The following is an 11,662-nucleotide window of genomic DNA, read 5'->3' on the forward strand; positions in this document are numbered from 1 at the left end:
AGCCCCTTGTCGTTTGACGGCCTCCAATGGCATGCGATTGCAGGCTCAGTCGACGAACATGAATTCGTTGGAGTTGATCAGCAGCCGGCAGAGATTGGCGACGCCGTGTTTTCGAATGTAGACGGCGACATCTTTCGTCTCAGCTTCAGTCGGGCGTCGCAGGAGAATCATGCGAAACGCCAGTGGGATGCAGGCATCGACGCGTTTGTCGGCATCGGCTTCAAGAGGGAATTGCTTTGACACAAGGTCATTGATCCGTGCTTCCATGAATTCGCAATGACGTGTGACGAAGGGGTCATTCCAAAGGGATAACGCCTGCTGAATCGTGACGCTGGTCGTTCTTGCGGGGGTGATCTGGTCACCCGAGGGACAGTCCAGCGATTCCATAAAAGGATCAGGCAGTGTTCGGAAGAGAAAGCGGTAGATGCTTCGTCGCCGTCCTTGATCACTCGCAGGATCAAACTTCACGTAGTCGACATGAGGGGTGACATGGATTCCTGGTTGAAGGTCGAAATGGCGATCGGACGGGCCCCCCATCCGCAGGTCCAGCCGTCCCGAGATCGCAAGGATTGAGTCTCTGAGTGATTCCGCGTCGAGTCGAGTGCGGTTCATCCTCCAGAGGAACCGGTTGTCGGCATCGATGGTGGTGGCAATGTCCGCTCGATCGACATCAACATCGGCATCCTGTGCGGTGGGCAGTGTAACTGCAGAACTTTGCCGGTATGTCTGGCTGGTCAGGATCATGCGGTGCAGTTGCTTGAGCGACTGTCCTCTGTCCCGGAATTGAATGGCCAGCCAGTCGAGTAACTCGGGATGAGAGGGCCGCTCTCCCATATGCCCGAAGTCATTGAGCGTGGGGACGAGCCCTCGTCCGAAATGATGGTGCCAGACACGATTAACGATCGATCGCCAGGTAAGGACATTCTCCCGGGAGACAATCCAATTCGCGAGAGCGGCTCGTCGTGCGGATTCAGGGGCGTTTTCAGCAAGCTCGAATCGAGACGTGAGTCCCGTGAGACACGAAAGTCCCCCCGGCAGCGCTTCAGCGCGGGGGTGACGAATATCCCCGCGGTGTAAGACGTGGACAGGCCTGGGACCCGGCGGAGGTCGAAGTGCTCCGTCCGGCTCAAAATCGGCTGCGGCCGCATAAATGAAATGAGGCGAGGGAAGGGCGGCGAGACTGCGATTCACCAGTTCGAGCTGCTGATATAGCGCGAGCTCCGTTCGCTGGGCTTCACTCCGCTGGTCGTTGGAAATGGAGAGTATGGTTGTGATCTCAATCGGGAACTCGGACGCTCGAACGGGCGGAGAAGCGTCGGTAACGAGCAAGCGGAAGCGTCCAATTAAATGGCCCATTCCATGTCGTTGCTTGAGAACAAATCGGAGCGATGTGGGGGTGGCGAGAGGCTGATCAGACGGTAGTGACTCAAACTTGATGGGGCCGAAATTGTCAGGCTTGTGCACTTCGATCGGGGTTCTGAGTTCGAAGACCGCGTGATGTGGCGAGCCTTGTCTGGGGTGAATCCCCCAGGCGGTCGATTCATTCTGGTCAATCGCTTTCGAGATGTCCCAATCCTGCTGATTGAAATCGGCCGAGGGATTGATCAATGGGACGGGCTGGTCATCGACGAACAGCTCGAACTCCGACAGATGTAGATTGCCGTTGTCCTGGCGACCGGGGCCTGTATGCGGCAGGCTGTCGTCCGTCAGAACTTCGAGCCGGATGGCGGTGATCCGTTGAAGTGATGCGAACTTGTTTGTGCTGCTGTCAACATGATGTGAATCCACTTCCAGTAGGGGCGGACTCTCCGTTGATCCAGCAATGCTGGAGGGGGTCCAGACGACGGTAACAGTGTCTTTGTCGGGGCGAGGGCCACTGGAGAGGATTGAACCGTCCCCCTGTCTTGATAAGGAGGCTCCGTCAGATGACGTGAACGATTCGCCCTCCACAACCACCCAACGGGCTTCGCGAGATTGGAGACCTGCCTCCCATGCTGCGACTTCCTGCTGAACCTCTGGCGTCTTCAGACGGGCGAGTTGTTCGGCAGATCGCTGTTCCAGTTCGCGTTTTGTGCGGGTCAGCGACTTTCGTTGCTGATGGACAGCAGGATCGAGATCATATTGCCGATTGGCACGTTCAACCCCGGAAAACACGGCTTGCAACGCGTAGTAGTCGTGCTGGGTGATCGGGTCGAATTTGTGGTCGTGACAGCGCGCGCATTGGACAGTCAGGCTGCAGAAATTGTTGATGACATTGGCCAGCATATCGTCCCGGTCGAGATAGCGGGCGATTTGCCGGTCGAGGGTGTCCTCGCGGATGTCGCGCAGAGAACTTTCGTCCCAAGGGCCTGCCGCCAGGAATCCCAGGGCGGCAGTCTTCCGCGGGTCGTCGGGAAACAATGCATCCCCCGCGATTTGCTCCTGCACAAACTGAGAATAGGGTTTGTCGTCGTTGAATGCCTGAATCAGATAGTCACGGTACGGCCAGGCATGTTCGCGGATACGGTCTTGGTCGTTGCCGTGTGTTTCGGCAAAGTGCACTGCGTCCAGCCAGTGGCGAGCCCAACGCTCGCCGTAGCGAGGAGAGTCCAGCAATCGATCGACCAATGTTTCGTAGGCTTTGGGATCAGTGTCGGAGACGAATTGATCGACTTCGGCAGGTTCGGGAGGAAGTCCCGTGAGAGTCAGATAGACACGGCGAATCAACGTTCGGCGGTCTGCCTCAGGATTCGAAGGAAGTTTGAGCTCCGTCCGCTTCTGCTGGATGAACGAGTCGATGGCGTTAGATCCGCTCTTGGCCCCTTGGTCACGCAGAGGGACCGGCGGAGAGATGAGTGCCTTGAGAGACCACAGATCAGATTTGTTCGCGAGACGTCCGGCGGCAGAGTCCGGCCAGTTTGCTCCCTGATCGATCCAGCTTTTCAACGTGGCGATCTCGATGGCCGAAAGCCACTCTCCGTCGGGGGGCATCGTCAGGTCGCCGGTCCCAGTGACAAAGGAGATTAAAGGGCTTTCGTCGCTCTTTCCTGCAATGATATTGGGAGCAAAGGCTTCTCCCTGGGTGAAAGCCGATTCGCGGACATCCAGTCGAAGGCCCCCTTTTTGTTTATCGGGCCCGTGACACCGGATGCAGGACTTTTCCAACAGAGGTTGAACATCGCGAACGAAATCGATCGGGCTATTCGTGACTGAGTCTATAGCGACGGGCGTCGCTGGTTCGTCCGCTGGACTCTGTCCTCGCAGTGAGAACAGAGTAACCGTCACAAAAAGTATGGCCAGCGATTTCTGGTTCACATTCGCCTCGGCCGTCAGAAGCAGAGAGGTCTGTCACCAATGCTCATTCATCACAGTGGCGTCGTTACGGGAGATTCAGGTCGCTCTTGGCGTCCTGTCCGGTTTCCTTCGCTCGCATCTCAACGGTCACCTGTGATACAGGTTTGAAGTCGCTTCGAGGTGCCTGACCATCTTTGACTTCACGGGTGAGCTTCGTAGCCCAGCGGGCAACGCCAAACGGAGCTTCCGGGCTTTTCCAGATCGTCGATTCCTGAATGGTACGGCTGATCGCACGCTCAATCGTGATCTCACCCTGGAACTGGGTTGTTTTGAAGGAGCCAATTCCGACTTCCGCATCGACGTCTTCCGCGACGACTTCAAGTTCGCGATAGTAGCCAATCAGGATGCCCAGCGGGTAAAGCTGTAATGCCGGTTCGGTCAACGGCTTGGGTTCAGACTTACCGACTTTGCGGAAACCCTTGACGAGGGGCAGAAAGCTAATCGGGACGCCTTGATCGTCCACGCTGTCCGCCACGACCGCCATTTCGGGGATCAGGACTTTATAGATCTCAAGGCCGGTCAGCCCGGTATCGACCTTTCCGTCCCGTTCACGCCCTCTTTCGATCTTAATTTCGACCCAGCGGCAGGGGACGGATTCGCCCCGGTACTCTGCCCTCTCCTCGCCGACGGATTTGATTGTAACATGTTCAATCCAGGGCTCGATTTCGAGCTTTCCGGCCGCAGTTTCGGGACGGAACTCGATTTGAGAATAGACCCCTTCATACCGGACCCAGGTGCCATCGGCTGGCAATTGACTGACGATTCCCTGGCCCCAACAGAGCCCCCCCATCATGCAGGCGATTCCCGCGACGGCCGTTGTGAGAAAACCCCGCATAAGTCGCACCCTTTGTTCTGATCAACATGTGACAAAATGAGTTTGGCATAGAGAGCCAGAGCTGACAAGTGAGAAATTCGATGCGTTGTTGAGCGGTCTGGGTAAAGGTTCAGCCGCTTCATGGGCGATGATTTCTCGGTTTATTCATCAGTGATATCCCCGTCAGAACCTGAACCGAACGTCCCGCAGCAGCACAATCGTCAGTCTGAACTCCAATCCAAGTCCGATTTGCCCTGGATGGCGGCAACCCTCTCCCAATTTGCGGGCACTGTATTCATTCCTGTACGGACCCGGTGTTTGCCAACGTCCGCGTAAGCTGCTGCCACAATCATTCAAAGTGTGGTTGATGTGATTCTAAGGGTAGCTTTCTGGAACATTTTCCTGCGACAGTTTTGTCAATTTGACAATGTAGAAAACGAACCTTGGCGCACTTGACGAGTCTTATTTGGCGTCTATCGTTGGTTATGACGATTTTTGAAGAAGTGCTGAAACTTTTGGCACGCTGGGTGCATCTATAAAACGCTGTCGCCATGTTGGCGGACAACTTGCTGCACTGGAATTTTGGTCTTCTACCCAATGGGACGGAGGCTGTGATGACAACTGAAGATGCTGGAACTGTGAACAGTTTGAGTCCTCAAATTGTGGTTCGGCGGCTTGCGGCTGCCGAGGGATATCTTGAACTGGGCCTCCCGAATTACGCTCTGGCTGAATTGAATACTGTGACGGACCCTGGCCCGTTCGCACCAATCGCCGAGTTGTTTCGGGGCGAGGCTCTGCAAGCTCAAGAAAAATATGCTGATGCCATCGAACCGTTGAACCGGGCGGCGCAAATGTTCCCGTCGCCGTTCAATCAGCGTGCTCTTCTGGCACTCAGCAACTGCTATCGACACGATGGCCAAATCCAACTGGCCGACGAGACCGCTGCCGCCCTGGACATGCCGGATGATGTTCCGGTTGGTGCAAAGTTGATTATTGCGCCGATTTTTCATGTATCGAAATCGTCTGGTCGCCGCACGAGCGACGATCAGAACTAGGTAGAACAGAACCCGCCTGGCAGCTTCATTTGCTCGCCAGGCGGTGGGGATCTTCCGTTTCCGTCCGGGAGTGTCGGCAATCTGCCGACACTCCCGTTTTCGTTGCTGCGGAAGGAATAGCTAGTTTGGCAGGGCTGCCAATTCGGCTTTCCGCTTAGCAGCAATCTGATCGACGACAGCCTTTACGGCATCTGTGAGTGGTACCCGTTCAGACTCGGCAGCGTTTCTCCACTTGAGTTCAACGATCCCTTCCTTGAGGCCTTTGCCGCCAAAGTTCACACGCAGAGGGATACCAATCAAGTCCGCATCCTTGAACTTCACACCGGGGCGCAGATCGCGATCATCGAAGAGGACGTCGACCCCTTGAGACCGGAGTTCGGCGTACATCTTTTCGGCGGCTGCAAACGTCTCAGGTTCATTTGCGCCGATCACGCTGAGAATGACTTCGTATGGAGCAATCGAAAGTGGCCAGATCAGGCCTTGCTCGTCGTGCTTTGTCTCCGCCAGGCCCGCGAGAATCCGGTTCACGCCAATTCCATAGCACCCCATGATGATGGGCTGGCGATTCTCGGTTTCGTCATCGTATAGGGCACCCATGGAGACACTGTACTTGGTGCCGAGTTTGAAGACGTGTCCGACTTCGATTCCATGCACCAGTTCGAGCGTTCCTTCACCCCGCGGACTGGGATCCCCTGCAGCCGCATTACGAAGATCAAACGTCGTCGTTAGTTGGTAGTCACGCGCGACGTTGACGTTGACCAGGTGATGGTCCCCTTCGTTTGCCCCGACGATGGCATTGACGACGAGAGGTACGTCGTGGTCGGCATAGACAGGGCATTTAATGCCGACGGGCCCGGCAAATCCAACCGGAGCACCAGTCACTTGCGCGATCGTGTCAGGGTCTGCGAGTTCCAGTGTCGCGGCGGCCAGTGCGCGCCGGATCTTTCCCTCATTTGCTTCATGATCGCCTCGCAGAAGGACCGCGACAGGCTTGCCATCCGCAAGGTAGACGAGCGTTTTGATCGTCTTCTCTGGTTTGCACTTGAGAAACTTGCACAGCGACTCGATGCTGCCGACATCGGGTGTGTGAAGCTTTGTTAATGGCTTGGCGTCGGGTGACGTAGTGATCTCGGGTGGCTTGCGACCGGTTTCTGCCCGTTCCAGATTGGCCGCGTAATTGGTTTTCTTGCAGAAAACGATCTGGTCTTCACCGTTAGAGGCCGGGATCATGAATTCATGCGAAGCATCGCCACCAATCGGACCGCTTTCGGCTTCAACTGGGATGTAATCGAGTCCACAGCGGGCGAAGATCCGGCAATATGCGCGGTACATCTTCTGGTAAACTTCGTTAAGCGACTCAATCGATGAGTGGAAGCTGTAAGCATCCTTCATCAGGAATTCGCTGGTTCGCAGGATTCCAAAGCGGGGACGCTCTTCGTTTCGGAACTTCGTCTGAATCTGATAGACCGTCAGCGGCATCTGGCGGTGGCTGCTGAGGTGGCGTGACATCAAATCGGTCACGACTTCTTCATGAGTCGGACCAAGTGCCATATGGACGTTCCGATCACCTCGCCGGACGTTGAAGTTGATCAGCACGTTGCCGAAAGCTTCCTTGCGGCCGGTTCTTTCGAACAGGTCAATCGGTTGCAGTGCCGGCATGAGGATTTCCAGCGCTCCCGCCGCGTCCATTTCTTCCCGGACGATCGCTTCAGCCTTTTTCAGGGCGCGGACACCCAGCGGTAGGTACGTATAGGCTCCCGCCATCAGTTGTCGGATCAGTCCCGCACGTAGCATCAGCTGATGACTGGGGACCTCGGCGTCCGACGGGATTTCCTTCATCGTCGGGATAAATGTTTGTGACCAGCGCAAGGCAGATTCCTTTCAGATTAATCGATCAGTTAATGGAGCCAGGAGTGTATTCCGTGGAACACGGCGAGTGAAGTGCGGTTATTTACCCGCAATTTTGGCAAAGAACCCTTTCGCCCGCCTGCTCTCGATGAACGGTTCTGGCTGGTTGTGTCATTCTGTCAGGACAGAGAATCGAACCCGGGTGACGTTGTTGCGTGCGGCAGTGAGGAGCAGCGGTTCGACTTTACTGTAGGGAACCGTTCGGTCAGCCCGGATGCGTAGTTCCGTGGCGGTCGCCCCATGCCTGGCGATCAGTTGCTGCAGACGCTGTTCGACTTCTGCTTCAAGAATGGGAGTTGTTCCCATGAACAACAGGCCCGTAGGTGTGACGGTAACCACCAGGCGACTTGGCGATTCGGCTTCGTCTTTTCCTTGTGATGCCAGTGGAAGATCAATCCGTTCCAGATGTTCATTTCGAATGAAATGACTCGCGACAAGGAAAAAGATGATCAACAGGAACACGACATCGATCAGTGGTGTAATGTTGAATGTGAAGCCCCGATCTTGCGTCCGCGAGGGGATTCTCATCCACGAGTCTCCCGCCGAGCTGGTGTCGCACTTGCGGGGTCGGCTGCCGCGCTCGTCCTCCGTTCGTCGCGCCGTCTTGCGGATGATCGCTTGAAATCGGCAAAAACTTGCTCGACTGTCAGTGCCGTCTGAGCCACCAGTTCGTCGATTCGGTTGCGGAAAAAACCAAAAGCGGCGATGGCGGGAATCGCGACAATCAATCCGAACAGCGTGGTCACCAGGGCCTTGTAAATCCCAGGTGCCAGTTCACTGACCTGCGGATTCGCTTTGCGTTCGAACTCCATGAACGCCAGGATCATTCCCCAGACGGTTCCCATCAGGCCGAGCATCGGAGCAACGGTGCTGATCATGGAGAGGTACTCAATTTTCCGCATCAGCCGCGCGGCCTGCTGGGCGGCGGCGTCCTCCATGGCTTTCTCGACTGCTGAATAACCGAGTTCAATTTCCCTCAGTCCTGCGGCGAGTAGGTACCCCAGAAAGCTATGGCTGGCGACACTCCGCTCCTCAGCGACTTTAATCTGACCTTGGGCAATCAGCTTCTGAATATCCTCGCTCAGCCCCTCGGGCATGAGTGTCCGCCGACGAATCGTCAGCAAGTGTTCGAAGATCAGCGCCAGCATGGCGAGGCTGAGAGCCACGATGATGTAACCAATCGCGCCGCCGTCGGCGAACATCTGTCGGACATCGATTGTGGGGACGGGTGGGCGTGCTACCGCAGCGGTGGGTTCTTCCGCGAAGACGGCTGTCGATGGAATGAGCACCACGAGGCACAGAAAGGCGATCCGCAAAACCCCGATCCAGAAGTTCGTCATTCTTCAGCCAACTCCTTCAGCCGACGCCTCATTGTCGTGGCTCTCAATGACAGGTAAGCCTTCGTGAAACAGAGGACGCTGGTTTTTGCATGGTGCTCTCAACCTCGCGGCAAGTTTTCCGTCAGACGACCAAATGGGACGAGCGACCGACGTCGTCCTACGGTAGCAGCAATTCGGGAAGGTTGGCAGATCGACTGCCGGGAAGCGGAGGGTTGTCCGCTGATCGAAATGTGAAGACGACCGAATACTTTGTCTGATTGGACGAATTCCGGCTGGCGGCGTGAAGCGTCCGGCAGTGGAAAAAGAGGACGTCGCCGGGGTCGAGTGAGACGAACTGCTTCGTGCTGATCAGGTCTGCATTCTCTTCAAGGTCGCTTCGGAAAAAGAGTTCTTCATCCAGGCGGCGGCGATCGAGCGTCAGTGTATGTGAATGGGGAATGACCTGCAGGCAGCCATTCTCAGGTTGCTCTGTTCCCAGCGCGATCCATGTATTGATGAGCTCTGGACGTTGAAACGACCAGTAGCGGATATCCTGGTGCCAGCCCGTCTCGCTGCTGAACTGGGGTTGCTTGGTCATGATGCAGTTGTGATGTGCGAGAGGACAGACGACTCGGGGACCGAGTAGCTGTTTGAGTCGTCCCAGCACTTCAGGTCGAATCATCCATTCCGTGAACAGAAAGCTGCGGCTGTGTGCCTGCTTGAGACGTCGAACCGTCCGGCCTCCTTCCGCCTCCCGTGATTCGGGGGCGCCAGGGTAGTGCAGATCCGCCTCGTACTCGATCGGCTCAACGCTTTCCCTGAGGCCATAGTCTGTCACACGACGCATTGCAGCGACATCGTCTGCCGCCGCCAATCCGCGCACGACGATAAATCCATCTCGTCGAAATTGTTCGAGTTGTGATTGGGTAAACAGCTGCGTCGCGAGGTCGAGTGTGGCTGACGGCACGTCAACAAACTCCGTTCCAGTTAGGTGGCTCATCCTTTGATGTCAAACTCTTTTATCTTCCGATACATCGTGCGTTCACCGATGCCCAGCATATGCGCCGCCTCTTCGCGTTTTCCCCCTGTCAGTTCCAATGCACACTGGATGTAGTACTTTTCGACCTCGGTAAAGGGGCGGCCGATCAGGGAATCCGCACCGTGGACATGCCCCTGTCCATCCTGATTTTCCGCATTTAATCCGAGTGGGGCAATGTCGGGGGGAAGGTCGTCGATATCAAGACGTCCATCCTTGTCCAGAATGATCATCCCTTCGAGCGCATTTCGAAGTTCGCGAACGTTGCCGGGCCATTCGTAAGCGATCAATGCCTGTTGGGCCTGACGCGTGACGATCGGCAACGGGCGATGATGACGCGCCGAGAGTTGTTTAAGGAAGTAATCAACCAGCAGCGGTATATCGCTGCGACGCTCACGTAGTGGTGGAAGCTCGATCGTGACGACTGCCAACCGGAAGTAGAGGTCTTTGCGGAAGGTCCCTTTTCGGATCCCTTCCTGCATGTCGGCGTTGGTGGCGGCAACGACACGAACGTTGACGTCCATCTCTTCATTGGCGCCAATGCGTGACACTTTACGGTCTTCCAGAACTCGCAGCAGCTTGATCTGGGTCGCCATCGGCATTTCACCGACTTCGTCGAGGAAGAGCGTTCCTCCGTTGGCGTATTCGAATTTTCCAATTCGTTTTCCCACCGCGCCAGTGAAAGCTCCCTGCTCGTGTCCGAACAGTTCTCCTTCGAGCAGGCTTTCCGGCAGGGCGGAAATGTTCAGGGGGACAAAGGGTTTATTCTTGCGTTCGCTATTCTGGTGCAGGGCCCGTGCGGCCAGTTCCTTGCCCGTTCCGCTTTCGCCCAGAATCAGGACCGTGCTGTCGGTGGAGGCGACGCTGCGCAGCTTTTCCATGACCCGCTGCATGGCCGGGCTGTTGCCAATGACCCCTTCATAGCCAAATTTTTCGTCGAGTCTGCGGCTGAGTTCCGCATTGCTCCGCAGGAGTCGCACCCGGCTGGATGCCTTCTCGACCGCATGTCGCAGTTCGGTGATGTCCAGGGGCTTGGTGAGGTAGGTATGGACACCGTGCTGGCCGGCGGCGACTGCTGTCTTGATGGACGCGTGGCCTGTCAGCAGAATGACTTCCGCGTCGGGGAGCTCTTCTTTGGACTTGCGGAGAACTTCGAGACCATCGATTTCATCCATCATCAGATCGGTGACGATGACGTCATAAGTCTGGCTCTCGATCAGCGCGACCGCCCGTTTACCAGAAGCAGCGACAGTACAATCGTACCCCACCCGTTGCAGGCTCTCCGCGACCGCTTGAGCGTGAGCCTCGTCATCATCGACAATCAGTACGCGGATCGAGATCCCGGAGAGATCGACCTGAGTACCTTCCTTCCCCGACATGCGGAATGCCTTGTTAAATCTGTGAGATCGATCGAAATTCAGTAGTTGAGTTTCTGGTCAGGAGCTTGCGTTGTCTAGTTTAGACCCCCGATTGGAATAAAACTACCGGCCATTTCAATGACTCGATTTCCGTGCGCAATTTCTGATGCATTCTACTGCGGCGGTTCTCTGAATCGGGGAGCGCAAATTGCCCCCACAAGCTCAAGCGCCCAAGGGAAGTGCAGGGACCAGGCGGCTCGACAACCGCAGTGGTTTTGCGAGCTCGGGCAGCACTTCAGGGGCCTGACCGTCAGCGGGCCCGTCGTGCCTTGCACAATTGCCTCAGTCGGTGAGGTTTACGCCCGGCGGGTGATCCCGATGTCTAGGCAGAACTGTCCGTCGGTTCCTTCTTTGTTCTGCTTTGCACCTGCGATGAGAGGTAGTGCAGGTGTCGCTTGGCATACTCCAGCCAATCGCGAGCCCAGACGAATTCAGTGGCGAGAATCGCCAGGCCAAGCGGAATCACCAGCACTGCGGGGCCAGGAAACACGATCATCGCGATGCCGATCAACAAGACGGTCGACCCCAGGACGAACACCACGATTTTCCGTGCCTGTTTCCAAAGCCAGACACGGAATCCCGACGGCTCTGTGACCTGAAAATCCGCTTTCTCAGTCGCGTCGTCGTCATTGTTGGGTGCGTTGCGATCGGGTGACTCCATCCCTGCTATCTCCTGATACAAACCACTAACACAAAAGCGGAACACAGAAAATACCGTTCCGCAACGAGTGCAAGGTTCTCGTAAACCCGAGAATCTTCTTCCTTCGGTTTGAGGGCTC

9 protein-coding genes are annotated in these 11,662 nt (G+C 56.2%); 1 reads left to right on the forward strand and 8 read right to left on the reverse strand.

Annotation, left to right across the window (positions count from 1 at the left end; all coding sequences use genetic code 11):
• Positions 1-45: 45 nt before the first annotated feature.
• Together ACGY09_RS15845 and ACGY09_RS15850 are read right to left on the reverse strand one after the other, a co-directional pair.
• Positions 46-3,294, reverse strand: a complete 3,249-nt coding sequence (locus ACGY09_RS15845) for a PSD1 and planctomycete cytochrome C domain-containing protein (protein WP_397568492.1) — start codon at positions 3,292-3,294, stop codon at positions 46-48.
• Between the two features lie 64 nt (positions 3,295-3,358).
• Positions 3,359-4,168, reverse strand: a complete 810-nt coding sequence (locus ACGY09_RS15850; protein WP_397568493.1) for a hypothetical protein — start codon at positions 4,166-4,168, stop codon at positions 3,359-3,361.
• A 593-nt stretch (positions 4,169-4,761) separates the two neighbouring features.
• Between ACGY09_RS15850 and ACGY09_RS15855 the strand changes: the two genes are divergently transcribed.
• The gene (locus ACGY09_RS15855) at positions 4,762-5,202 is read left to right on the forward strand and encodes a tetratricopeptide repeat protein (RefSeq protein ID WP_373649259.1); all 441 of its coding nucleotides are present in this window, start codon (positions 4,762-4,764) and stop codon (positions 5,200-5,202) included.
• Positions 5,203-5,322: 120 nt separating this feature from the next.
• Here ACGY09_RS15855 and ACGY09_RS15860 read toward each other — a convergent pair whose 3' ends face one another.
• From ACGY09_RS15860 to ACGY09_RS15885, 6 genes are all read right to left on the reverse strand, one after another.
• On the reverse strand, positions 5,323-7,071 hold the full coding sequence (locus tag ACGY09_RS15860) for a proline--tRNA ligase (protein ID WP_397568494.1): 1,749 nt from the start codon (positions 7,069-7,071) through the stop codon (positions 5,323-5,325).
• A 150-nt stretch (positions 7,072-7,221) separates the two neighbouring features.
• On the reverse strand, positions 7,222-7,638 hold the full coding sequence (locus ACGY09_RS15865; RefSeq protein ID WP_397568495.1) for an ExbD/TolR family protein: 417 nt from the start codon (positions 7,636-7,638) through the stop codon (positions 7,222-7,224).
• Positions 7,635-8,450: a MotA/TolQ/ExbB proton channel family protein gene (locus ACGY09_RS15870; protein ID WP_397568496.1), complete on the reverse strand. Its 816-nt coding sequence runs from the start codon at positions 8,448-8,450 to the stop codon at positions 7,635-7,637. Before ACGY09_RS15870 ends, ACGY09_RS15865 begins: the two co-directional genes overlap by 4 nt.
• Positions 8,451-8,607: 157 nt before the next feature.
• Complete coding sequence (locus ACGY09_RS15875) at positions 8,608-9,396, reverse strand: phytanoyl-CoA dioxygenase family protein (protein WP_397568497.1); 789 nt, start codon at positions 9,394-9,396, stop codon at positions 8,608-8,610.
• Between the two features lie 29 nt (positions 9,397-9,425).
• The gene (locus ACGY09_RS15880; RefSeq protein ID WP_373649254.1) at positions 9,426-10,844 is read right to left on the reverse strand and encodes a sigma-54-dependent transcriptional regulator; all 1,419 of its coding nucleotides are present in this window, start codon (positions 10,842-10,844) and stop codon (positions 9,426-9,428) included.
• Between the two features lie 361 nt (positions 10,845-11,205).
• A complete protein-coding gene (locus ACGY09_RS15885; RefSeq protein ID WP_397568498.1) occupies positions 11,206-11,544 on the reverse strand; it encodes a PGPGW domain-containing protein in 339 nt (112 codons plus the stop codon).
• Positions 11,545-11,662 lie beyond the last annotated feature (118 nt).

It is taken from the genome of Schlesneria sphaerica (assembly GCF_044336245.1).
Taxonomy (GTDB): domain Bacteria; phylum Planctomycetota; class Planctomycetia; order Planctomycetales; family Planctomycetaceae; genus Schlesneria; species Schlesneria sphaerica.

Excerpts from the sequence above, each read along its gene's own strand:
- ACGY09_RS15850 (WP_397568493.1), bottom strand. The coding sequence starts at position 4,168 with ATGCGGGGTTTTCTCACAACGGCCGTCGCGGGAATCGCCTGCATGATG.
- ACGY09_RS15885 (WP_397568498.1), bottom strand. The coding sequence starts at position 11,544 with ATGGAGTCACCCGATCGCAACGCACCCAACAATGACGACGACGCGACT.
- ACGY09_RS15870 (WP_397568496.1), bottom strand. The coding sequence starts at position 8,450 with ATGACGAACTTCTGGATCGGGGTTTTGCGGATCGCCTTTCTGTGCCTC.
- ACGY09_RS15855 (WP_373649259.1), top strand. The coding sequence starts at position 4,762 with ATGACAACTGAAGATGCTGGAACTGTGAACAGTTTGAGTCCTCAAATT.
- ACGY09_RS15865 (WP_397568495.1), bottom strand. The coding sequence starts at position 7,638 with ATGAGAATCCCCTCGCGGACGCAAGATCGGGGCTTCACATTCAACATT.
- ACGY09_RS15880 (WP_373649254.1), bottom strand. The coding sequence starts at position 10,844 with ATGTCGGGGAAGGAAGGTACTCAGGTCGATCTCTCCGGGATCTCGATC.